General features: G+C 54.1%; 21 protein-coding genes. All 21 read right to left on the bottom strand.

Annotated elements, in window-relative coordinates; translation table 11 throughout:
* Window positions 1-243 precede the first annotated feature (243 nt).
* Window positions 244-606, bottom strand: coding sequence for a DUF4834 family protein (locus C5O23_RS06275; protein ID WP_107032092.1), 363 nt, complete (start codon window positions 604-606; stop codon window positions 244-246).
* Between the two features lie 50 nt (window positions 607-656).
* Entirely contained in the window at window positions 657-1,382 is a 726-nt protein-coding gene (gene pssA, locus C5O23_RS06270; RefSeq protein ID WP_107032091.1) for a CDP-diacylglycerol--serine O-phosphatidyltransferase, read from the bottom strand.
* Window positions 1,383-1,414: 32 nt separating this feature from the next.
* Window positions 1,415-2,095: a phosphatidylserine decarboxylase family protein gene (locus C5O23_RS06265; protein WP_107032090.1), complete on the bottom strand. Its 681-nt coding sequence runs from the start codon at window positions 2,093-2,095 to the stop codon at window positions 1,415-1,417.
* 178 nt (window positions 2,096-2,273) lie between these two features.
* Window positions 2,274-3,485, bottom strand: a complete 1,212-nt coding sequence (locus tag C5O23_RS06260; RefSeq protein ID WP_107032089.1) for a hypothetical protein — start codon at window positions 3,483-3,485, stop codon at window positions 2,274-2,276.
* A 56-nt stretch (window positions 3,486-3,541) separates the two neighbouring features.
* Window positions 3,542-4,204: an ATP-binding cassette domain-containing protein gene (locus C5O23_RS06255; RefSeq protein WP_370528415.1), complete on the bottom strand. Its 663-nt coding sequence runs from the start codon at window positions 4,202-4,204 to the stop codon at window positions 3,542-3,544.
* Window positions 4,201-5,616 carry a hypothetical protein gene (locus C5O23_RS06250; RefSeq protein ID WP_133166515.1) on the bottom strand — a complete coding sequence of 472 codons (1,416 nt, stop codon included), beginning with the start codon at window positions 5,614-5,616 and terminating at the stop codon, window positions 4,201-4,203. The genes C5O23_RS06255 and C5O23_RS06250 overlap by 4 nt, the downstream gene beginning before the upstream one ends.
* A 397-nt stretch (window positions 5,617-6,013) precedes the next feature.
* Entirely contained in the window at window positions 6,014-7,441 is a 1,428-nt protein-coding gene (locus C5O23_RS06245) for a hypothetical protein (protein ID WP_153062493.1), read from the bottom strand.
* Between the two features lie 129 nt (window positions 7,442-7,570).
* Window positions 7,571-8,509 carry a hypothetical protein gene (locus C5O23_RS06240; RefSeq protein WP_107032086.1) on the bottom strand — a complete coding sequence of 313 codons (939 nt, stop codon included), beginning with the start codon at window positions 8,507-8,509 and terminating at the stop codon, window positions 7,571-7,573.
* A gap of 39 nt (window positions 8,510-8,548) precedes the next feature.
* On the bottom strand, window positions 8,549-9,496 hold the full coding sequence (locus C5O23_RS06235) for a DUF6175 family protein (RefSeq protein ID WP_107032085.1): 948 nt from the start codon (window positions 9,494-9,496) through the stop codon (window positions 8,549-8,551).
* Window positions 9,497-9,563: 67 nt separating this feature from the next.
* Complete coding sequence (locus C5O23_RS06230; RefSeq protein ID WP_107032084.1) at window positions 9,564-10,073, bottom strand: hypothetical protein; 510 nt, start codon at window positions 10,071-10,073, stop codon at window positions 9,564-9,566.
* Between the two features lie 21 nt (window positions 10,074-10,094).
* Entirely contained in the window at window positions 10,095-10,682 is a 588-nt protein-coding gene (locus tag C5O23_RS06225) for a hypothetical protein (RefSeq protein ID WP_107032083.1), read from the bottom strand.
* A gap of 3 nt (window positions 10,683-10,685) precedes the next feature.
* A complete protein-coding gene (locus C5O23_RS06220) occupies window positions 10,686-11,177 on the bottom strand; it encodes a hypothetical protein (protein ID WP_107032082.1) in 492 nt (163 codons plus the stop codon).
* Window positions 11,178-11,437: 260 nt separating this feature from the next.
* Window positions 11,438-12,874 carry an oligosaccharide flippase family protein gene (locus tag C5O23_RS06215; RefSeq protein ID WP_107032081.1) on the bottom strand — a complete coding sequence of 479 codons (1,437 nt, stop codon included), beginning with the start codon at window positions 12,872-12,874 and terminating at the stop codon, window positions 11,438-11,440.
* On the bottom strand, window positions 12,874-13,722 hold the full coding sequence (locus C5O23_RS06210; RefSeq protein WP_107032080.1) for a glycosyltransferase family 2 protein: 849 nt from the start codon (window positions 13,720-13,722) through the stop codon (window positions 12,874-12,876). Before C5O23_RS06210 ends, C5O23_RS06215 begins: the two co-directional genes overlap by 1 nt.
* Window positions 13,715-14,896: a glycosyltransferase family protein gene (locus C5O23_RS06205; RefSeq protein WP_107032079.1), complete on the bottom strand. Its 1,182-nt coding sequence runs from the start codon at window positions 14,894-14,896 to the stop codon at window positions 13,715-13,717. The genes C5O23_RS06210 and C5O23_RS06205 overlap by 8 nt, the downstream gene beginning before the upstream one ends.
* Before the next feature lie 58 nt (window positions 14,897-14,954).
* Window positions 14,955-16,085, bottom strand: a complete 1,131-nt coding sequence (locus C5O23_RS06200; protein WP_107032078.1) for an N-acetyltransferase — start codon at window positions 16,083-16,085, stop codon at window positions 14,955-14,957.
* Between the two features lie 8 nt (window positions 16,086-16,093).
* Window positions 16,094-16,897 carry a protein kinase domain-containing protein gene (locus C5O23_RS06195; protein ID WP_107032077.1) on the bottom strand — a complete coding sequence of 268 codons (804 nt, stop codon included), beginning with the start codon at window positions 16,895-16,897 and terminating at the stop codon, window positions 16,094-16,096.
* Window positions 16,898-17,022: 125 nt separating this feature from the next.
* Window positions 17,023-18,450 (bottom strand): ATP-dependent DNA helicase, encoded by a 1,428-nt coding sequence (locus C5O23_RS06190; RefSeq protein WP_107032100.1) that lies wholly within the window; start codon window positions 18,448-18,450, stop codon window positions 17,023-17,025.
* A 243-nt stretch (window positions 18,451-18,693) separates the two neighbouring features.
* On the bottom strand, window positions 18,694-19,248 hold the full coding sequence (locus C5O23_RS06185) for an outer membrane beta-barrel protein (RefSeq protein WP_107032076.1): 555 nt from the start codon (window positions 19,246-19,248) through the stop codon (window positions 18,694-18,696).
* A 438-nt stretch (window positions 19,249-19,686) separates the two neighbouring features.
* Window positions 19,687-20,643: a hypothetical protein gene (locus C5O23_RS06180; protein WP_133166513.1), complete on the bottom strand. Its 957-nt coding sequence runs from the start codon at window positions 20,641-20,643 to the stop codon at window positions 19,687-19,689.
* Window positions 20,644-20,840: 197 nt separating this feature from the next.
* A complete protein-coding gene (gene nifJ / locus C5O23_RS06175; RefSeq protein ID WP_107032074.1) occupies window positions 20,841-24,404 on the bottom strand; it encodes a pyruvate:ferredoxin (flavodoxin) oxidoreductase in 3,564 nt (1,187 codons plus the stop codon).
* Between the last annotated feature and the right edge of the window lie 29 nt (window positions 24,405-24,433).

The following is a 24,433-nucleotide window of genomic DNA, read 5'->3' as shown; positions in this document are numbered from 1 at the left end:
ATTGAGTGATTTTATCAGCTGTCCATATATCGGCTGTCCGAAGAAATTACTACTTTTACTCATGGTTATTCATGGATTGTTTGGCGACACCAAAATAACCATTTAGGGCTGACTCCTGCAATAGGTGTCAGCCCTAATTTTTCAATCGCTCAAAAAAAGTTTAGCGGACAGTAATAATAGTCAATATGTCATCGGATACCACATATCTGACATTTCTGTAGGCAATCTGCGCGCTGTGGCCGTTCAGCGGATTTCTTCCCAGTCGGCGTCGCTTACCTGTGGTTCGCGGGGAGTGTATGAGGAGCCTTGTTTTTCATTGGTCTCCGAGGCCGAGAATTCGGTTTTAACTTCAATCTCTTCGAAGTCCACATACTCGCCTTCGTCGCGGCTGAATATCTTTTTGCGCCCCCTTGGCTTATGCTGCTGCCTGCGCTGCTGCCCGAAAGGCGATGCTCCGGGGCTGAATTCTGTTCCGCCTCCGAAGGCCTGGTTAAACATATCGTTGACCTTCTGGGTATATTTCCGCCGGGCATAGCTCAGCAGGAGCGGCTTGACGATAAGCCACACCAGATAGAGTATAAGTATTGTTCCAAAGAAAGTTAACATGTCAGAAAGATGAAGGTTTTGCTGAATGCTGACCGTGGGGAGGTCTACGGTTACTTATCATCCGCCTCGGATGCGTCAGGATCTGTGCGCTTGCCAAGAAGCGAGATCAGAATGTAGAGCACAATTGTCCAGGCAAAGCCCGAAACGCCGTCGGTGATGACGAAAAGCACTGTGGCCGCCATGATCACATAACGTCTAACATTCTCGCGCAGCGAAAGGTTGGCGAATTTGAGTGAAAACATCTTTATTTCGCTCACCATAAGCAGCGAAACCACTGCAATGAGCACTGCCATCACCGCATCGCCGGGATAGGCGTGATCGGTGATCCAGGCGAGTGCACCCACCCAGAAGATGGCGTTGGCCGGAATAGGCAGACCGATGAACGAGGTTGTCTGACGGGTGTCGACGTTGAATTTGGCAAGACGCAGGGCACCCATCACGGCTATCAGCAGCGCGAATGCGCTCACCCAGAGCGGACTGCCGGCCCGAAGCATGGTGTTCATCACGAGGAATGCCGGAGCGAGGCCGAAGCTGACAAGGTCGCTCAGCGAATCAAGTTCCTTGCCAATGGGCGAATAGGCGTGAAGAAGGCGGGCCGACATGCCGTCCCAGAAGTCGAAGGCGGCGGCGGCGCCAATGCACACGAAAGCCCACTGCAATGCGCTCAGCCCTGCGGTGGGCAGGTCGAGATTAAAAGCTAAAAACACCGCCGCACATCCTGAGAGGAGGTTGAGGCAGGTGATTGTATTCGGAATATAAGTGCGGATTGATTTCAATTGATGATACTATGTTTTATATGATAACCTTATTAGTCATCAGGATGTTCGCGCAGACGGGCCACTACCGAGACACCGCCCGTGGTCTTATCGCCGATCTTGACGAAGACTTCGGCATCAAGCGGGAGATAGATGTCGACACGCGATCCGAATTTGATGAAGCCCATATGGTCTTTGATGTCGGCGATGTCGCCCGGTTCGGCATAGGTGACAATCCGTCGGGCAACGGCTCCGGCAATCTGCCTCATGAGCACTTCCTGGCCGTTGGTGGCGCGGATAAGCACTGTCGACCGTTCGTTTTCGATGCTCGCTTTCGGGAGATAGGCACTGAGGAAACGGCCGCTGTGGTGGCGCACCATCAGCACCTCGCCGTCAACCGGAAACCAGTTGGCATGTACGTTGAACACCGACATGAATACCGATAGCATTCTGACACGGCGGCGCAGCACCTCCGGCTCGAATACTTCCTCAAGCGCCACGACGGTACCGTCAACCGAGCTTACCACCACATTGTGGCGGTCGCCGTGAAAGGCACGTTTCGGCGAGCGGAAAAAGTTGACTACGAGCAGATAGAAGATCGCGGAGATGACAGTGAAAGTAGTTGGGATCGCAGCGGGACGGATGAACATCCATGCCGACAGATTGATCACAATCATTATCAGCATGACAACTATCAGTATATTGATTCCTTCGCTGTGGATCTTGACTTTCATTAGATTCGAGGATAGGGGTAGTATCAGAGGGGCTGACAGCCCGTTGCGTTCTCTTAATTTGCAAAGTTATGTAAACTTTTCCATTTATCAAAACCGACTGTTAAAAATTTCCGTCCGTCTGATTTCTAATTATGGCGAATTCGCCATAATTAAGATGGTGTTTAAAAAGGCGTCCGACTCAGGCGTAGAAACTGCGGCGGATGGTGCGGGTGATGGCCGCGAGGTTGCCGAGGGTTATCAGGAGCATCAGGCCGATGCCGATACCGGCCGTGAGCCATACCGTTGTCGGTTCGCTTCCAAGCGCGCGGAGCGGGGCACTCCACCAGGCGGAGGCGGCAAGCATTACTGCCATTGCGGTTAAAAGCACTCCGGCATTGACGGCGATGACTATAAGATGGTAGTGGCGCGACACCTGGGCCGGTGAGTAGCCGAGCTGCATGAGATCATGGATCTTGGTGCGGTTTTTCTGCAGCAGGAGGTAGATGCTGAGCATGAGGATGAAGAACGCGAGGATGCTGATGATCAGCCCCACGCCGATGACCACCGTGGTCACGACCGAGAGGAAAAATGCGGCCTTGCCGTTGTCGGCACGGTCGCCGGCCGTTTCATAGCCGTGTTCCTCAAGGTAGCTTTCCACCTGCGGATCGCCCGGTCGGTCGAGCATCACGATCAGGCGCGACGGGGCTTCGGCCGGAGTCTCGGAGAATTCCGAATTGGCCCACTGCATGAATTCCTCAGGCACGGCTATGGTGTTGAGACGCGAGGAAAAGCCTACTATGCGCGCGTCGACCCACTCCTGACGGCCGTTGCCGCTGAGCGAGAGTTTCAGAGGCACCATGCCGATCACTTCTTCTGACACCTGCGGCATGCCGCGCGAGGTGGCGAAGCCGAAATTGTAGAGCGAGAGATAGTCTTTGGAGAGAATCACGGGCACATATGACGAACGGCCCGGCTCATAGGTCCAGCCTTTGGGGGTGACATCGAAAAATTCGTCAGGGATGGATTCGAGAAAGAGCGCCGACCCCATCGAGCTGCCGCCGAGTTCCACTTTGGCATAGACATTGAACGAGGCCGAGCTGAAGCGGCCAACCTTGCGGACCCAGGGCCGCGAGGCTATGTCGGCGATATCTTGTTCACTGAAACGGGTGTTGCCGGCCGAGGCGGATGACCGGCCGAAGAGACCACTGACTCCCTCCACCCGCTTAGATAGGATCAGGTAGTCTTTGGAGATGAACGAGTCATCGTCATTCCAGACCGAGCTGACATCTCGGTAAAACTGAATGGCGGTAAGCACTATGGCAAGGCCCACGAAACTGGCCAGTGCATAGCCGGCTATCTGACCGGCGCTTATATTGTGGCGCAGGAGGCGCCAGACTGTATTGTTTGACATTTTCAGAAGTTGTATTTGTCTAGGCAAAGCCGCCGGACAGATTAAGAGGGTGCATATCAGAGCCTCATCAGCTCAAACTCTTCAAGGCGGATCTTGTTGCCGACCGAGGTGGCGATTACAGCCGCACCCTGCCGTCCGGCTTCCTCGGCTATGAGAGAGGCCACGGCCTGATTGTTGCGGGCATCGAGATGGCTCACCGGCTCGTCGATAAGAATAAAATCAAACGGCTGACAGAGAGCGCGGATGATGGCCGCCCGCTGCTGCTGCCCTACTGAAAGGCGTCCGGCTCTTTCGCCGGCTTTACCCTCGATCTCAAGGCGCGAAAGCATACGGCGGATCTCGTCACCGCTGCGGAAATCGGTCAACCGGTTTTTTATCATCACGTTTTCCATCACGGTCAGCTCAGGGAACAGGCGCATCTCCTGGGGCAGATAGGCCAGAGAGCGGCGTCGCAGCTCACACCAGCGATCGATGCTCAGGGCTGCCGCATCCTGCCCGTCGAAGAGAATACGGCCCTCATAGTCGCGGCGGCTTCCGTAGATGAAGGCGCAGAGCGACGATTTGCCCGTGCCGCTCTCGGCCTCGATGATATAGTTGTGTCCGCGGCTGAAAACCACACTTTCTCTGAGCCAGAGCTCCGAATCCTTGACCGGAGCCTCTTTCTCGCTGCCGCGGAACACCTGCGGCAGCACTCTCTTCAACTCAATGTTCTCTATCATAGCAATGCTGAAAGTATGGCCTGGAGGATGGGCTGCGTTGTGCCCGTGAGAGCCAGTTCGGCCGTGGTGCTGCCCTGACCGGTCTGGCCGGTAAGTCTGAAACCGAAAGCGGGAGCCGCCGGACTGAGGCTACGCAGCGATGGCAGTTCAAGCATAACGGCTCCGTCCTTGCCGGAGAAGAGCGGCGCGAGACTGTTCTGACGTGTATTGTCGAAAGGCATGTTGCTAACGGCGAAATAGCCGTCGACATTGCCGAGATAGAGATTCATGCCGTATTGCGGCACGATCAAAAGCCCCTGGTCGGTCATGCGCGGACTCATTCCGGCCACAAACATAGAGTTCCGCACCATGTTCATGATCTCGGTGATTTTCTGCTGAGGCATGTGGGCCATCAGTATGAAGTGCCAGTTGCCGGGATCGATCTCACTGTAGGCCTGATCATTGGCCGGACCGGCGGCAAGCATTACAGTGCCGTTGATCGACTGCAGATAGGGAGTGACCACAGCCATCATGCCGCGTGCCTGGAAGCCTCCGAAGGCGCTGACAGCCTGAGTCAGCACACTCCAGTCGAAATCCGGTGTCAGCCCTACGGCAAAGGCGAAGCTGAACGAATCCGGAATATATGAGAGCACAGCCTGATTGACAGGCTGGAGTCCGTCTGCGGCCACGGTGGTGCCGTCGGCCTGCATGACCACGCTTCCGGCTACGAGTTTATTGTCCTTGATATCGCAACTGATAGTGGCCCATAGGCTTTCCTGAGCCGCCTGAGCGCCATCGTCCTTCTTGCCGCCCTTTGCTGCGGCATCACAGCTGAGAGCCATGTTGAGCAGCCCCTGGCCTTCAAGCATCCCGCAGATTCCGGAAAGAGCCGTCAGCGGAGACTTCCCGGCTTTCTTCTGCAGCTCTCTGACAGCCTTGACGGCATCTTTTGCATCGGTCAGCCAGAAGCGGCCGTCGCCTGTAAGAGCCGTGAAACCGCCCCACTGGCCCTGCCGGAAACCGTCTTTGGCCTCAGTCCATCCGATCTCTCCGGAAGTAGCCTCGGCAAACTTGTCGCAGTCGCTGACCAGAGCCGTCACATAAATGACTCCGTCGCGATCCCTTGCCCAGGCCATGCGGTCGATATCACAGACACCTGAACGGTCCATGACATCCGCAAGGTCCACAAGATCCCGGAAGCGGCCTTCCGGAGCAGCGGGACCATCGGTAGTGACTCCATTAGGTCCGAATTTGAATCCGGACTGGCTGAGCACACTTTTCAGACGCACGAACCCTACATTGTCGACCTCAGCCGGAATCGCGTCAAACAGCGCCTCGTCTTTCGAACACGACGCCACCGCGACCCCAAGAATAACCACAGCCACCAAAGGCATCAGAAACGACCTCACAGCAGCCGCCCTAAAAAATTTCATATTCATAAATATTGCAGGAGTTGTTCATCAGAGGAACTATATTTGTAGGGCCCTCTGATGGTATGTTATACAATTTTTCAAAATGATGAAGAGATTTTCCAAGCACAAAGATAATGATTAGCCCTGACATTGTAACGTTCAGTGCTCAAAAATCATTGGTTTTGAGCGCTGAAGAGGACGGCCGGATTGCCAGGCAGGGCACTGTGTGAAGTCAATGCGACCTCCCACCCTGTCCGGCGGATACGGACAGGAGGTGAGCTGTCAATGAGCAGAAGAAGCCGTTACAGACTATCCGCAACGGCTTCCAGAGGCATGTTTTCTGTGTGTTTCAAGATTTTTTACAAAATCGCATCTTCTGCCACATGCAAACAGAGATTGTAAATAAAATCAGAATTCATTATTCGATTTTTCCTTTTTTCTTTGAAAGGCGAAGGTAGTAGCCTGAGAAATCGTTTTTCTTGCCTACTTTCAGCTTGGTATAGCCAAGTTCCTGAGCAGCCTTCATGGCCTCAGCCTCAGCACCTTCGGCATTTGCTATGATTTCATCGGCACCGGTGGTGTTGAACCACACACCGTTTTTCTCGACCTTTGCAGAAGCTACTTTCTTATAGATCATCTTGTTGGTCTTCTCGTCGAGCTGCTGTTCGAGCACTTCATATTCGTCTCCTTCATTCACACCTTCCTTCGATCCGATCTTTGCGTAGAGAAAACCATCAGCCGATTTTGAAATAGGCACCGTGGTGCGGAACACTTCATTCTCAACCTGCAGTTTGGCGAGGGCCATATCAATCGCACGGGCTGTTGCCGAAGCGGCGAGCTGGTCGAGAGTCTTGGTCTTGTCTTTCTTCACGCCTGAACGGGCCTTGGTCTGGCCGACATATGAGAGCTTGCAGAGACCGGCGTCAAGAAGATCCTGCAGGGTAGCGTTTTCGTTGTAAAGCACCTTGTCGCTCAGAGCCATGTCGATATCATCGTTCCAGTCGAGCTTATAAAGGTTGGTGACGGCGGTCACGGAATACATATCTTTCATGAGACCGTTGATGGCAGCTTCGGTTCCTTTCTTGGCACCGAAAGCCGCGAGGCTGCCGAGAGCGCCGGCATTCTGTGCGGCCACAGCGGCAGCACCGCCAACCATGTCAGAGATTTCCTGAGCGAGAGCCTTGTTGTTGCGGAAACGCAGGTTGGTTGCCACGACAAAGGTGTTGTTGAGCAGTTCGAAGCCCTGAGAAGAAAGCATCGCCTTGAATTCAGCGTTGGCACTTGCCTTTGACAGCTCTGCGGCAGAAGCGTTTTCCAGTCCGCGCTCCTGAATGAGTCCGGTGTTGAACTGGGGTTTGCCTTCAGGATTATAGCCATACCACTTGGCCACCATGTAGTCTGCCACCTTGTTGTCGGCAAGGAACTTGTTGACAGCCGCGTGCATGTAGTCATCCACCTTTTCCACTCTGACAAGCGAAGATTCCTGCTTTCCGGAAGCACCTGCAAGCAGAGATCCGCCGAGGCCTTTCATGAACTTGCCGGCACCGCCGCTTTTGGGGCGGGCGGCCTTGGCTTCTTCATCGGTCATATCGGCAGTCAGCGCATCAAAGTCGATGATACGCCACTGGAGATTGTGGTCATTGAACTGTTCGGGAATAGCGATCGAAGGGAACACCATCTGGGGCACACCGCCGAGGCTCGAAAGACCTGATTCCTGAAGAGTCAGTGCATAGCCGGCCGAGTCGGTTTCGATAGCCTCTCTGTCGAGACGCTGGTTCTGGTCATTGGAATTAACGAGTACCGTGTAGATCGAACTGCGCATGAATTTCACGTCTTCGCCTTTCATGATACCGTGTGTTCCCAACATAGTCACAAAGCAACTTGCCAAGATAAGTCTGTTGATTTTCATCTGTTTCTGATTTTTATATGTTGTGTAATATATTAAGTGCGTGTTTTTACATCATCCGGCGACAGGTCACCAGGCAATCCAGTTGTTTTTGACCACTGTCTTGGGCTGGTTCTGAGCCCAGGCCACAGCCACCTGGCGGGCAGCGTCGATGCGCTGCTTTTCAAGTTCGACCGCATTGCGGTATTTCTCCTTGGTCTCGAAATCATAATCCTCCCTGACCGATGCGCTTATCTTCTTTCCGAGAGCCTTGGCTTTGGCATAGCATGCAGCCGAGGGATCAATCCGGCTAAGATAGCCGTAGGCCGCGCGTCCGCCTTCAGCCGATGGATCTGAAGCCCATTCGCCTTCGGCCTGTGCGAGGAGCATGGCGCCGTCATAGTCGATCTTGTCCTGATAGATACTGCTGGCCAATTCAGCGGCCTGTGCGTAGCCGGCACAGCATTCCGGAATCGACGTTGACCAATAGAGAGCCTCGTCATAGTCACGGGCTTTCAAAGCCTTCTGAGCCTTGGCCATGTAGGTGGGATAGTTTTTGTCGAAATAGTCCACAATCTTTGCCTTGCCGTTCTCAACAAAGTTGATAAACTCCGGATTCCGGGCATTGAGGCTTCCGAGTGCGCGAGTGAGCGCCTGCTGGTCAGAGGCTCCTACGCCTTTGAGCGGGAATGTGGCGGTGGCAAACACCTTTCTGTTTTCACCGTCGCAGATGGCAAGCTGAAGATTGGTCTTCACAAGCACACGTCCGCCCACTCCGCCGGCTTCCTGGCTGAAAGCCTCGTCGAAGCGTCCGGTCAGAAAGAACTGGCAGTCATAGTCACCTGCCGCAACGCCTACATGGGTCAGCACCGTTTTCAGCTTGGCTTCAAGCTGACGGGCCACAGCCGCCGGCACCTGGTCACCTTCCATTATGGGCGCGATGCCCATACCGATCTCGCAATCGGCTGCCGCTGCTGCCACCGGCATTGCGGCTATGGCCGCGCCAAGCAATATCTGTCTGAGTTTCATATTTTTGTTTAAGTTAGGGTTCTTTATTTTACACGCTTGTTATTTCTCTCCGATATAGATACGGGCGGCGCCAAGGCCGGTCGATGCGTTTTCAGCCACGAGACCAAGTGATTTCAGCTTGTCCTGAAGACCTTTGACCCAGCGAGATGCATCCTGCGGACGACCGTCGGAGCCATTGAGAGGGATTCTCACCTGATCGTAGCGGGCCATGTTGCGGCCGCCGGAGCGCTGGCTGAACTGATGGTTGACAGTGTTGTCGCTCACCCAGTTATAGATGATCTCCGAGAGCTCCTGACCTTCGAATTCCTGATTCATGGTAGTGCCCGAACCGTTGTCGATAATGCGTACATCAAGGCGGATCTCACGGCCGTTTGCATGGATATCATCAAAATAAGTTTGCAATTTCTGGCAGAAGTCATCCATATTGTTTTTAGCCGTCTGCTTGAGAGCCACGCTCAGAGGCACTGTGCGCCGCATCTCTCCGGTCTGGCCGGCGATAGGAGCTACCGACTTGTTTGAATAGGTGTCAATGGCTTCGATGCGATAGTCTGCCGAATAGATCGAACCGGCATTGTTTATATTCCAGCCGATCTTAAGAGTGATGTCCGGTTTGTTGCGCTTGAGCAGTTCATCATAGGCATTTGTCTGCACACCGGAACCGGTTTCGGCACCCTCAAAGGCTTCGTCAAGCATTTCATCCTCATCGTCAGTTTCAGACTGCGACTCTCCGCTGATAACAGGGAAGTTACGCTCGGCCATGATCTGTGAGATGGCAAGCTGCACATTTTTGAAATCCGGGTCGACAAGAGCCTTGTCATAGTCCTCGCGCTGACGCACTTTTCCATTGCGTTCGGTCTCGATGACATAACCTTTTTCGATACACCAGGTCTTGTCCGGGACAATCATCAGTTTGGGAGGAGCGGCAAGCAGTGTCTGTGCTGACAGGACCATGCAGGTGCCTGCCAGTATTTTTGCAAATAATTTCATAAGATGGTATTCTATATATTGTTTTGATCAGGTTAAAATAGTATGCTGTATGGCTCTTACAAATTTATCAATGACGGGTTCCTTCCTTGAGCACTCCGTCTTTTTCAAGTTGTCGGCGCAGGCCTTCACGGTCTACAGTCACAATCACGCCATAGTTTGAAATTGATTTTCCCTTGGCCTGAAGCCTGCTGGCCTCACCGCCTTTTTCCTCTTTGACAAACTTGCGGTATTCTCCGCCATCGCTGAAAAACGGATTGAAATATTCCGAATAACGCTCGCGGGCATTCACTTCCGGAACAAGCGGAGTCTGATTGCACTCGCCGGTGCCTTTGATGCCTTTGAAAAGCACATCATAGACGGCGTTTTTCTTGGCCTGCTCTATGGCATCGCCCTTGGAAGTGCCTTTGCCCCAAGCCCGAAGGGTCTGAGAACCGTCATGTTCAACGCCGAGACACTGAGTCTCGAAAGAGGAATAGGCCGCGGATGAAGCCACCGGAGTGGTGATTTTTTTTGAGCATGAGCCTAATGAGGCAACGATTCCTATCGCAGCCGTTACTAATATTGCTGTTTTCTTCATAAATATTCAGATAAGCGGATTTCAGAATTCATATCCGAGGCGGAGACAGGCAAAACTTGTGTATTTGCACGTCTTCTCCAGCCGGGAATTATAGGTGGCTATGTCCTGCCCCATGTAGCTGATGCCGATGGTGAAGGCATTGCGGGGCTCGCCGATACGCAAGCCGAGTGTGGGGCGGAAAAATGCGCCGTCACGCACCGATGCGCCGGCCTCTATGCCCCAGTAAGGCACCACCGTGCGGTAAAGGCCGGGTATCAGATTGCCTCTGACGGTTGCAAACAGCGGCATGCCCCACTTGATGTCGGAGCGACGGAGAGGCCCCTGGTCGATGTAGTATCTCGGACCGATGCCTACGCCTACTTTCAGATACTGGCAGAAACGGTAGCCTACGGTGAAATCTACCTCGGCAAGGCCCATGTTGTGGCCTCGCAGATGGCACGACACACCGCCGAGCACCTCGGCGCTGAACCACACCGAGCGTTCAAACTGGGAATATTGCTGCTGATTGGGGTCATAGCCCTTTCCGGGGATTCTTTTTACCTGGTTTTCCTGCGCCGATACTCCTATGGAGATCAGCAGGGCGGCGATAAAGGTGAGTATCTTTTTCATAGTTTACCATCCGCTTCTGAGTGACTTGATGATATTGTCTTTCTCTAACTTGCGGCGCAGTTCCGGCTCATTCACGGAAACAGCCTGGCTTACATGATATACCTTGCCGCTTTTGACCACCTTGCGGGTGTCAGGAAGCACCGAGGCATATTTTGAAGCGGCGCCGCTTGCAAAGAAGTCTGCGAAATAGTCGGCATGTGCGTCCTCTGCGTCAGGGCTTCCGGCAACTGCGGGATGGCTGACCGAGGCATCGAATGACGAAGTGTTTGATTTATCGACCCATCCACTGAAAAGCACAGCTCTGACGGCACAGCGTGTGAGATCGGCATCAGTAACCTTGTCGGCTTTCTTGGCGGCACAGGTAGCCACAACCACCGGACGGCCTCCGTTTCCGACACCTTCGCCTGTCACGGACACATCTGTGACCTCAGGTGCTTTTGCATTTGTAAACAGACTGACTACTATGCAGGCAAGCATAACGGCAAATTTTTTCATAATTCTATCAGTATTGATTTTGGTTTAGATTTAAAAAATAAGTGATCAGAGCATTCTGCAAAGCCTAAAAAAAAGATTTTTCCATAGCAAAGATTACCACTGTAACACAAAGCAACAGATAGCTTTTTCAGAAAGCAGTTTTGCAAATGTATAAAAAATGTTACTTTTTACCCCCCCCAATAGTTAAAATACGTTAATTGTAAAATAAATCTAAATAAAACCCCTTTTTCATAAAAATATACACAATGCCGTACGTGCCGTTAAAAAATCTTTTTCAGGCAATAGAAGGAGACAGCGGCAGTCAGCACTCCCGGCACGAGAGCCCAAAGATGGCCGGCGGTCATCGCCACTATCACGCAGATGGCTATCGCCACAACCTCCAGACACACCGCAAAAACAAGCCGGCGCGGCACCCGCAGGCGGTAGCGACGGCAGTAGACCACGGCGATGATCGCCACATAGAGCAGATACCACAGAGTGTAGCTCACACCCAGGCCGCTGACACCCCACAGCCTGAACGCTACGATGTTCAGGCCGAGCGCGGCCACAGCGCTTATCGACTCGGTGAGGAGGAATGTCGGGCCGTCGCCCTTGGCGAGGATGACATATGACATGCAATAGGAAACCGCCCGCAGCATGACTCCGACCATAGCGATTGTCACAAACGGCACTGCCACATCAAACTCAGCCGAGTAGAGCAGGCGCACCGCCAGTTGGGCCAGCGGCACGAACATGGCCACGAATGCTGTCAGCAGCAGGGTCAGCAGCCTCATTTCATGGGCCACGAAAGTGCGGATTCTGAGCGGCGAGGAGGCCACAGAGGCCAGGCGCGGATAATATTCCATTGCTATTGCGCTCATTATCAGAGCCGGATAGCGGTTCACCATCGTGAAACCTGCCTGATAGAAGCCCACGGAGTTCTCTCCGCCGGTCTGGTTGAGCCACGCAATGAACACATAGTTCAACACTTGGGCTATGACATCGGTGGCAGTCATATAGATGCCGAGCATGATGAAGTGACGGCCTGCCTGCCAGGTTTCGCGCAACCCTGTGCGCAGAGCTTTGCCCGGAAACTTTACGCGCCGGCCCATAAGAGCCAGATTGGTCACAAGCACATAGGCTATGATCGAAGGAACAACGCTTTCAAGACCCAAGAAATAGAACATAGGAACTGAAACGGCCAAACCGCCCACCATTCCCCAGAGCGAAGCCCGCGCCAGTGCGCGCAAGCGGCCTGTGCCCTGCAGCACAGCCTCTTCAGAGGCCGAGACAGCCATGAGGAAGACAGCGATCGCAAGCGCCATATAATATAGGGTGCGATCATATGACCCGAAAGTCGACTTGCTCAGAAACGGGGCGGCGACAAGCATCGCCACGCAGCCTAAAAGGCCGAGCATCAGTCCCCAGCGCCTTACCACGGCCACGATCCCTGCCAGCGAGGCGCTTCCGGAATGAGAGGCGATGTCACGGACGGAACTTGATCTGAATCCAAGCTGCGAGAATGACTTTACCATGTCAACGGCACTGTTGAAAATGCCGAACAGCGCCACTCCCCCCGGACCGAGCCAAAGCGCCACAAGCTTTACCCTGACCACGCTGCACAGAATGCCTACGCCCTGAACCCCTCCGAATAGGCCCATTGCCTTCAGCACCTTGGCACTCAGCCCGTGGGCGCCACGCAGTTTTCCGATGCCCATCAGTCAGCAGCCCTCCTCCCGAAGGGTCTGACACGAAGCGCCATGTAGGCGGCACCGTAAATAAAATTGATGAGAGCCGGAAAAAATTTCATGATTCCGCGCTTCTTCCCGCGCCATGCCGCCAGTACGAAGCGCGGCAGGAAGGTCAGCGGATAGATCAGCGCGGTCACGGCTCCCATGCCTCGGTAGACCCCGCGGTCGGCAACCCGGCGGTTTCCGGTGGTCAGCCCGCGGTGCACACAAAGATCCACAGGAAACAATACTATCTTATGTCCGGCCCGACGCGCTGAAAGAAGAAACAGTTCTTCCTCACCGCATTTCAGCACCGGAGCCCCCAGCCCGAACTCTTCATGAAACCTCAGCGAGCCGGAGCGGCCCTCCCTGCGGATGGCAATCTCCATTGATGTTGTATAGTAATCTTTCGGCAGATGCCCGGCTATGCGTACCGGGCTTTGCGGATAGACCTTCTCATAGCCACCGCAGCCATTGCTGTAGCGGAAGAGACCGATGTCAAGATCCGGATCGGCGTCAAAAGCCGTTCTGACGGCCTTAAGTCCCTGCGGAATATAGTCAAGATCATCATCGGCAATAAGCAACACATCGGCTGATGCATGGTCAAGCGCATGGTTGCGGTTGCGGCTCAGCCCTTTGGAAGCGGTACGGATCACCCTGACATCTGATCGCGCCTCAAGCTGCTCAGGCAATAAGGAGTCCTCTCCTACCGTCTGCCAGCTGACAAGATAGCTTACGCCGGCCATCTGCGGCAGCGTCATGGCGGCTACACGCTTTATGCCGTCGCTTCCGAGAGTCGAGATCATGACTTCAAGAGACAGAGGCCGCTTATTCATGGCACGCCCCTCCCCTTCTGCCGTCACAGCGGCCTGCGGCGGCCAGACGGTTCTGCCAGAACTCCAGATTGCGCCGGGCCACCGTCAGATAGTGATTGTGTCTGATGACGAACTCCCGTCCGGCCAGACCGCGCGGACGTATGGCTTCGGGATGCAGTACTGTCTGCTCCAAGGCCCGGAAAACGGATTCATAGTCAGGCTCTACATGTATCACCGGCTGCAGTTCCTTCTCGCCGATAAAGTCATAGAACTCCGGCGCTCCGCCTGACACGGTGTTAAGCCCGTAGGCCATAGCCTGAAGGGCGTTTGTGGCGGGCGTGTAGGAGTAGAGCTGGTCAAGGACCACATGAGCCGAGCGCATCAGTCCGAGATATTCATCATAGGGGCGGTTTTCCACTATTATCAGCTCGGCGCGTGAAGGATAGCGGCCGACCACGGCGCGGGCGGCGGCTTCCATCACATCGGTTCCCTTTTCAAGATAGCGCCCGCGGTAACGTCCGAGAAAAAAGCGCACTTTCTCTATCCTGTCAGGCAGGCTGACCGGCTGCAGGTCATCGACATTGATCGGAATGCCGCCATAAGCGATTTTTTCAGGAGGAAGAACACGCCGGAGCGCCACGTCATATTCATAGAGGGCCGAGACGGCACCGTCAGCCGTAGCCCAGATGTGATTTCCGAAATTTTTCAGCGGTTCGGAGAGCCATTCGGACACGAGTGATGGCTGCGCCTTGCACAGCGGCGACTGAGCGCCGAAGAGGCGGAACTCGCTGTAGCGTATTGGACTGGCGGGATCAATACACTCCTCCACATAGTTTGAATCGGTTCCGAGAGCCGTGCAGAACATCGAGCGGTTATTGGCGCGGAGATAGTCATAGATAGCCTGCGCTCTGTGCGGGCGCAGCTCGATGAAACTCTGGGTGGCGATGGAGACCACGTCGAAGCCTGTCATTTTCTGCTTCAGTCTCAGCTGCCACCGCAGCCATAGCTCCAGACCGCCGGCCTTGTTTTTCCAACGCCGCCCGGTGTCGATGTCGCGTCCGGTGTCGAGCCAGTGGCCTCCGTGAGAAGCTACAACGGCCTCATGACCGAGTTTCCGGAGACCCTCGGCCAGGGTGTGGTGAAACGATGATGCGTCACCTGCCAGCAGTATTTTCAGATGGTCGTTGTTTTCCATGACAGATCGGGGTAATTATCTTCCTTCCGGAAGCTACGCCAGGGGGAGGAAAGGCGGTTCAGAGCTGCTTGCGGAAGGCACGGCGGCGGCGGTGCTGCCGGCGTTCGAAGTATTCCCACTGCGACTGCACCTGCGAGTTGCTTTCAAGCTCAAGATTGGTCTCAGCATACTTGACTCCGTTCTTGATATAGAGATTCAGCAGGTCATAGAAGAACAGCGCGTTGACTCCCTTAGACTGATATTCGGGAGCCACTGCGATGAGCAGCAGGTCAATAACGTCGTTGTGGCCGCGGATTGCGCGGAGGAGACGGAGCCAGCCAAGAGGAAAGAGACGTCCGCGCGACTTGCGCAGGGCTGCCGAGAGCGACGGGAGCGTGATGCCGACCCCCACAAGCTTGCCTTTGCTGTCAACCACCACACTTACATAGTCAAGGCGCAGAATGCTCAGATACATGTCGACATAGTAATCAATCTGACGCTCCGTGAGCGAACAGTAGCCGTAGAGGTTGGCATATGTCTCATTGATGAGCCGGAAAAGCTCCTGACCGTAGTCGCGCTTTATTTTTTTGCCCGAAGTATATTTGAGAATCCGGAGATCATATTTCTTCATCACAATCTCCGAGATGCGGGTCATCTTTTCCGGCACCTTGTCGGGGATGGTTATGCGGTATTCCACCCAGTCGGTGTCCTTGCGGTAGCCAAGGCGCTCCACATGGGCGGGATAGTAGGGATAGTTGTAGATGGTAGCCATAGTGCCCATCTCATCGAATCCTTCCACAAGCATGCCCTCGCGGTCCATGTCGGTGAAGCCCATCGGGCCTATCATTTCGGTCATGCCATTGTCGCGGGCCCACTGCTCGGCGGCACTGAAGAGAGCGTCGGTCACCTCGCAGTCGTCCACGAAGTCCACGAATCCGAAACGGGCCTCCTTGCGGCCTGTGGTTGAGTTGAGACGGTCATTGATTATAGCCGTGATGCGTCCTGCGGGCTTGCCGTCGCGATAAGCCATGAAGGACTGTGCCCGGCAATAGTCAAAGGCCGGGTTCTTGGAGGGGATCAATGTATTGATTTCGTCGAAAATGAGGCTCGGCACAAAACAGTCGTTTCCGTCATAGAGATCTATTCCGAAGTTGACATATTCGCGCAAGGCCTTCTTTACGGGTTCTATTGCCTTTACGGTTACTGACATATCTTTTTTTACTTTGGAGCCACGCATTCCGTTGACTGGGAGCTGTGGAGAGGTTCCGGGCGGTAGGGGGAGTTAAGCCACAGAAGCAGGGCTATCATGGCCACAAGGAAAGCGATTATTGCAAGATAGATATTGTTGGTCTTACGGTCGGCCAGGGCAAGGCGCAGGGCATTGACATCCTGATAGCGTCTGGCCGGATCAGGGTTCATGCACTTCTCGGCCACACGGCGCAGACGCTGGTTGGTGCTGCCGGCGGCATCGAGGGCTGCCATGAGCACCTCGCCGTAGTTCTTTATGTCTTCGCTGACATCCTTTGGAGTGATGTGAGTGTTCTGGTCAAAGCCCACGTCGATAAGCTTCAGATTGCCGATGTTCTCGGTGAAGATTATTCGCGAGGTTGACAGCGGATGGTGTTCGAGATGCTTTGCCTGGATATAGTCAAGGGCATCAAGCAGCTGGTGCTGGATTTTGAAGAGATGGTCTTCGGTCACTTTGCCCTCGCGGATGAGCTTGGCAAGTGAGTCACCGTAGACGTCATCGGTTATGATACACATCCCCAGTCCGGGCACTTCCTCGAAGTCATTGATCATGATGATGTGGGGATGCGCCAGGTTGTAGCGCACCTCAAACTCCTTCTCGATCATGCGGTCGAACTTCTCCTGCCCCTTCAGTTCAGGACGCAGCGTTTTGAGCATTAGCCATTTGCCATGCTTCTTAGCGGTATAGACGTGGTAGAATTCCTCATCCCATTCGGGAAGGTGTTCGATCTCGGTCCATTTAGACGAGGAGGCGGAAAGAGTGGTGTTGTCCATGACTGAAACGCGTATTTGTTCAAGATGCAAATTTACAATTTTTTTTGCAATCGGGCTATTTCTGTGGCAAAATGCGCATAAGGAGTGGCAAACTGAAAGACAGCGGGCCGGACGGTCCGGAGCGCTCAGTCATCTGCCAGTGCCGGGTTCATGTAGTAGAGCCGCGAGGTGGCGCGCGAGGTGGCGGTGTAGAGCCAGCGGTAAAATTCGAGTCCCTGCTGGTCAGGGGCTATTCCGCCCATGTCGATGAACACGTTGCGCCACTGCGCCCCCTGGGCTTTGTGGCAGGTGACGGCATAGGCATATTTGACCTGGAGGGCGTTGAAGTATTCATCGGTGCGAAGTCGGCGCAGACGTGTCTCATAGGCTACGTCAGGGGCATTGACTTCAGGATCGGCCATGCGCGCCTGCGCAAGCTGCTCCATGCGCTCGCGCGAGAGCGATGCGCTTTCATCAGTCAGAGTCTCAAGGAAGATGCGGCAGTTCACCTCTACATCGCGGTCGGGCAGGTGGAGGGTGACACTGGCGAAGCGGAAGCCGTATTTCTCCTCCGTGCCGTGCACACGGCTGACCACCGCCACATCGCCGTTGGCTATGAAATCGAGGCCCTTGACTTTCGAGGCCCAGGTATAGTTGTTTTTAGCCACCAGCAGGCGCTCGCCTCTGACCAGTTCCTCCTCGCAGTCGAGGATGCGCGAGCGGATGCCGAGGTTGAAGCCGGTGGCCCGGCGGTTGGAGCGGGTGATTACGGCGGTCTCCCCCGGACCGTCGGAGCGGTAGCAGTCGGCAATAGTGTCGATCACATCATCGCCTTCCACCACCCTGACATCGTCATAGCCTTCGGTGAACAGGCGCGGAGCGGGAAGTGGATCGAGAAGCATGGCCCTGCGCAGCCAGGTGGCATTGCGCAGTATGCCTGAACGGCGCGACTGGCGGACGGTGTCGGTCAGCACAGCGCGACTCACGTGGAGACCGAGCGCCTTGAACGTCGAAGGCTGCATGGCGGGGCTTTCCGCGGAGCCAACCGGCGGCAGCTGGGCCACGTCGCCGAGCAGTATCAGCCGGCAGTTGTCACCGGTGAACACGTATTCCACAAGGTCTTCGAGCAGGCTCTGCCTGACGAAGCCTGAGGCATCGGCCGCCGAGGGGCTGTCAGAGATCATGGAGGCTTCATCGACAATGAAAACGGCATCGGAGAGACTGTTGCGCTGCATCACTGTCATGCCTCCTGAGAGTTCACCGGGCGCACCGCGGTAGATCTTGCGGTGGATGGTATAGGCCGGATGCCCGGAGTGGGCGCTGAACACCTTGGCGGCTCTTCCGGTCGGGGCAAGCAGCACCACCGGTCTGCGTACCTCTTCGAGGGCCTTGACGAGCGCGCCGGTAAGCGATGTCTTGCCCGTGCCGGCATATCCGTTGACAATGAAGACCGAATCAGAGGGGGTGGAGGCCGAGCAGAAACGCGCCAGTGCCTCAATGAGCAGGTTCTGCTGCCCATTGGCGTCATAGGGCAGTCTGGCCCTCACAAGATCCGCGAATTCACCTACAGTCATCTGAGTTTTGGATTTTGTTTTTCCGGCACCGTCAGGATGGAAGTGCGGCAAACGTCCACTATCGGTTTTGCATCAACCTCCTTGATACCGGGCGCAAAGATACGTATATTCACTGAAAAAACGAAAGCGTGGCAGCCTGCTTCCGTAGAGCAGAGCCGCCACACTGCGTGGTTTTCACATTATGAACTTACTTAAAGCCTCCTTTCCGGAGACCAAGAGTAAAGGCTATGGGATTATATTGACTTAGAAGTTATATCCGAGCGATACGTTAAAGCAGTCCCAGTGAGATTTGCTGTCTTTGACAACTTCTGTCAGACCCCACTGATACTGAACGCCGAGGTAGAATTTGCGGAATGTATAGCCGGCACCGAGACCGAGGCCCATCTGGAAACGGTCACAGTCTACTTCTTTCTTGAAGGCATCACCTGCAACACCGAAGTCGAAATAGGGGCCGAAATTCACCTGAAGCTGTGAAGCTTCGGCGAAGTTCATGCGATAAGATGCGTAGACGGGAAGTTCGATGAAGTCAGCCGAGATGTCTTTGGCGCCTTTGCCTGCATAGAAGAGACCTGAGTTGATCGAGAAGCTCTGCACAAGGTTGAAATCGGCAGACACACCTGCGAGGAAGCTTGTGCGAGATTTGAAATCACCGTAATCGGCACGTGCATTGGCCACGTCAAGACCTGCGCGGATACCGAGAGTCACTTTCTTGTCAGCTGCGTCAGAGTTCCAGAAAGTCTGTGCGGAAGCGCCGAGAGCGCATACTGCTGCAAAGGCAGCAATGAAAAACTTTTTCATGTGTGTAAATGAATTAATGATTGGTTTACTTAAGAGGGTGTTTCATAACAACAGTTAAAATCTGAGCGAAAGATTTGAGATGGATATGGCTCTGAATTGAAGGAGCATAGCGAGCTATGTGACTGAGATGAAGAGCCATAGCCGCTCAAAACTTTCGGAGGCGATTGTATTGTCTTTTTGTAAATAGAGTATTCCATTTGTGAAAAATTTTAAGTTACCTGAGCCTTGGTGTCTCTTTTGCTAAATTGTTGAAGCTCGTCAGTCGCATAGCTCGCTATGCTTCTTCCTCCCTTGCAACAATTTATCTAAAAGATACACCACTCAGATTTTAACTCTTGTTATGAAACACCCTCTAAAACTTATTTTATGAAATTGCTTATAGCCGCTGTGTATTGAAAGGTTGCACAAAGTCAGCGTGGAGATCAGGTCAGGTCAAGCTTACTTCGCTTCCGAGAAATACCACGTGATCTTCTCGCGGTAGTTATCCCCGTCTTCTTCTTCAGAATATTCCTCCCAGATGGTCATATTCTTGCCGCTGAAGCTTGTGGTGATCAAGCCGGAGTCATCGTCGTCAAAGTCACCGATATCCCAGGAATAGCGGATGATGCCCTTGCTTTCGTTCTCCCAGCGCCATGAAGAGATGTCGAGTGAATTGTTAGAATAATCGTTGAGACCATAGAGGACCATGTAGGTGCCTGATTTGGTGAAGATGACCTGACGGGGAATCTCGTCTTCCTCCCAGCCGTCATCGCCCCACTCTTCCAATAAATCGTTTATCTTGTTGGCAGGTACGGTCCTGTCATACTTCTTTGACCCGTTGATCCAGACCTTGAGGTTGATCTTGTCGAAGTTCCAGGTGCGGCAGAGGGCATTTGTGCGGTCGCTGTCTTTGTCAGCCACGGCCTTTGTTGCCGCAAGGGTCTGCGAACCTGACGAAGTGGTCACTGTCAGAGAATAAGCGTTGTCGCCGCCGGTATTGACGGTGATGGTGCCGAAGCCCTGGAGATTGTACTGGTTGTCACCGGTCTTGGTGTAGGTGCCGTAATAGATTCCGTTGAAATAGGCGCGCGACACTCGATCTGCCTCCTTCTTGCGGAACATGCCCGATGCCACTGTCTTGCTTGCCGCGGTCTGCTTTTCAGCTACAGCTGCCGCAGGGGCGTAGGAGTAATCCGAGGCTGAATTTGCGATGATCACATAGTTGCCGCTTGACGTGAATTCGATGGAACGGTAAGGACTGCCGGCCGACATTTCATACTTCGCACTTGAGCTTTCATACTCCGGAGTCGGGAGAGCGGGGATTCCATTGCCGTCATCATCACTGCCGCATGATGTCAACATAAATCCAAAACAAGCCACTACAGGCAACGCAATTGACAATAATCTTTTTTTCATAGCTAAAAAACTTAGTGTGTGAATTTTTATTATGATTGATTTGTGTTTGTTTGCAAAGGTAGACACTATTTAATAAATTACCCCCCCCAATAGTTAATTTTAGTTAACAACGACGTTTTTTACATAAAAAAGCCTCCCTGAGGCATCACTTCACGGATGCTTCAGGGAGGAGTCAGTTTTTATCTCAGAGTGAAAGATTATTTCACTTCGGGAGCTGGTTCAACACCCCACTGCTGCTGAGCGAGGCGACGGTAGTTGTTGTAGCGCCACTGAGCGTTTTCCTTGGCAGCTGCGAAGAGTTCGGCAGCTTCTGCAGGATACTGCTTCATTACGGAAGCGTAGCGCACCTCACCCTTGAGGAAGTCTTCGAACTTATCCCACTGCGGCTCCTTGGAGTCGAGAGAGAAGGGGTTCTTGCCTTCTTCTTCGAGTGCGGGGTTGTAGCGCCAGAGGTGCCAGTAACCGCATTCAACAGCCTTGGCCTGTTCTTCCTGGGCGTGGCCCATACCGGCGCGGATGCCGTGGTTGATACAGGGTGAGTAGGCGATTACCAGTGAGGGACCGTCATAAGCTTCAGCCTCGCGGAGGGCCTTGAGGGTCTGAGCGTTGTCGGCGCCCATAGCCACCTGGGCCACATATACGTAACCATAGGTAGAGGCGATGAGGCCGAGGTCTTTCTTACGGATGCGCTTGCCGGCAGCGGCGAACTTGGCGATAGCACCGATGGGGGTTGCTTTTGAAGACTGACCGCCGGTGTTTGAGTAAACCTCGGTGTCGAGCACGAGGACGTTGACGTTCTTGTTGCTTGCGAGCACGTGGTCGAGACCGCCGAAGCCGATGTCATAAGCGGCGCCGTCACCGGCGATGATCCACTGTGAGCGCTTGGCGATGTGTTCCTTGTTGGCGAGGATGCCTTTGCATACGTCGCAGCCACAGGCTTCGCAGAGAGGAACGATCTTCTCGGCAACTTCCGAAGTAACGGTGAAGTCGGTGCGGTTTTCGAGCCATTTGCCTGCGAGTTCCTTGATTTCGGCGCTGCAAGAGGGGCATTCGAGAGCCTGCTGCATGAGACCTGCGATGCGGGCCTGGAGTTTCTCGTGGGCGAGAGACATACCGAGACCGAATTCAGCGAAGTCTTCGAAGAGTGAGTTGGCCCATGCCACACCCTGACCCTTGGCGTTGGTGGTGTAGGGAGTCGAGGGAACAGAGCCTGAGTAGATTGAAGAACAGCCGGTGGCGTTGGCTACGATTTCGTGGTCGCCGTAGAGCTGAGAGATGAGTTTCACGTAGGGAGTCTCACCGCAGCCTGAGCAAGCGCCGGAGAATTCGAAGAGCGGAGTTGCGAACTGAGAGTTCTTGACGTTGCTCTTGATGTCAACGAGATCCTGCTTGGAAGCTACTTCCTTAACGCAGAAGTCCCATTCTTTCTGAACGTCGAGCTGGGTTTCGAGAGGCTTCATTTCGAGAGCCTTCACGCCCTTCTTGCCGGGGCAGACGAGCACACAGTTGCCGCAGCCGAGACAGTCGAGAACGTCGACGCTCTGGATGAAGCGCATACCGGTGAACTGCTTGCCGATTGCGGGGATGGTGTTGTCGTCGCCGAAGGGAGCTGCTGCCATTTCCTTTTCGTCGAGTACGAATGGACGGATAGCGGCGTGGGGGCAGACGAAAGCACACTTGTTACACTGGATACAGTTTTCTTCGAGCCATTCGGGGACGAAGGCTGCTACGCCACGCTTTTCGTAAGCGGCAGTGCCCTGTTCCCAGGTGCCGTCTTCGCGGCCCACGAAGTCGCTGACCTTGAGGAGGTCGCCGTCCTGGGCGTTGATGGGGCGAACGATCTTATTGATGAATTCGGGATCGTTGTTTGCAGCGGCTGCGTCTTCAGCGAGGCTGCTCCAGGCCTTGTCGACGGGGAGCTGCTTGTATTCGCCACCGCGGTCAACGGCTGCGTAGTTCTTGTCGACAACGTCCTGACCTTTCTTGCCGTAGCTCTTGACGATGAATTTCTTCATCTGTTCTACAGCGAGATCAACGGGGATCACTTCGGTGATGCGGAAGAATGCGCTCTGGAGTATGGTGTTGGTACGGTTGCCGAGGCCGATTTCCTGAGCGATCTTGGTTGCGTTGATGTAGTAGACAGTGATGTCGTTGTCAGCGAAGTATTTCTTGATCTTGTTGGGGAGGTTCTTGGCAAGTTCCTCGCCTTCCCAGATGGTGTTGAGGAGGAATGTGCCGCCCTTGCGGAGACCACGGGTAACGTCATACATGTGGAGGTAAGCCTGCACGTGACATGCCACGAAGTTAGGAGTGGTCACCAGGTAGGTAGAACGGATGGGATCGTCGCCGAAACGGAGGTGTGAGCAGGTGAAACCGCCTGACTTCTTTGAGTCATATGCAAAGTATGCCTGGCAGTATTTGTTGGTGTTGTCACCGATGATCTTCACGGAGTTCTTGTTGGCACCTACAGTACCGTCAGCACCGAGGCCGTAGAATTTGGCTTCGAAAGTGCCTTCGCCGCCGAGAGCGATCTCTTCCTTCTGGGGAAGTGAAGTGAAGGTAACGTCATCCACGATACCCACTGTGAAGTGGTTCTTGGGAGTGGGGAGGGCGAGGTTTTCAAACACAGCGAGGATCTGTGCGGGAGTGGTGTCCTTTGAAGCGAGACCGTAGCGGCCACCGACGATAACGGGGGCATCGGCCTGGCCGTAGAAGCAGTCCTTGACATCAAGATAGAGGGGCTCGCCGTTTGCTCCGGGTTCCTTGGTGCGGTCAAGCACGGCGATACGCTTTGCAGTCTTGGGGACAGCGGCGAGGAAGTGCTTTGCAGAGAAGGGACGATAGAGGTGAACGGAAACGAGACCTACCTTTTCGCCGTTTGCACGGAGGTGATCGATGGCTTCCTGAGCGGCCTGGGTAACAGAACCCATAGCGATGATTACGCGTTCGGCTTCGGGATCGCCGTAGTAGTTGAAGAGACCGTATTCACGACCGGTGATACGGGTGATTTCCTTCATGTATTCCTCAACGATTTCAGGAACGCGGTCGTAGTATTCGTTGCAAGCCTCACGGTGCTGGAAGAAAACGTCGCCGTTTTCAGCCATGCCGCGTGCGACGGGCTTTTCGGGGTTGAGGGCGCGTGAACGGAATTCAGCGAGAGCCTGCTGGTCAACCAGAGGAGCGAGATCGTTCTGATCCATCTCTTCGATCTTCTGGATTTCGTGAGAAGTACGGAAACCGTCGAAGAAGTTGATGAAGGGCACGCGGCTCTTGATGGTTGCGAGGTGGGCCACACCTGCGAGATCCATGACCTCCTGAACAGAACCTTCGGCGAGCATTGCGAAGCCTGTCTGGCGGCAAGACATCACGTCCTGATGGTCACCGAAAATCGAGAGTGCGTGAGAAGCGAGTGTACGGGCCGAAACATGGAACACGCAGGGAAGGAGTTCACCGGCGATCTTGTACATGTTGGGGATCATCAGGAGAAGGCCCTGAGAGGCAGTGTAGGTTGTGGTGAGGGCACCGGCCTGAAGAGAACCGTGAACGGCTCCGGCGGCACCGCCTTCAGACTGCATTTCCTGTACCAGCACGGTTTCGCCAAAGATGTTTTTGCGACCGGCGGCAGCCCATTCGTCCACGTATTCAGCCATCGTTGACGAGGGAGTGATGGGGTAGATGGCGGCAACTTCCGAGAACATGTAGCTCACGTGAGCGGCAGCCTGGTTACCATCACAGGTCAAGAATTTTTTTTCTTTACTCATAGTGGTATGTAATCTATTTAAATAGAGAT

Origin of the sequence: Duncaniella muris (genome assembly GCF_003024805.1) — a bacterium.
GTDB lineage: Bacteria > Bacteroidota > Bacteroidia > Bacteroidales > Muribaculaceae > Duncaniella > Duncaniella muris.
This window is presented reverse-complemented; position numbering and strand designations above follow the sequence as displayed.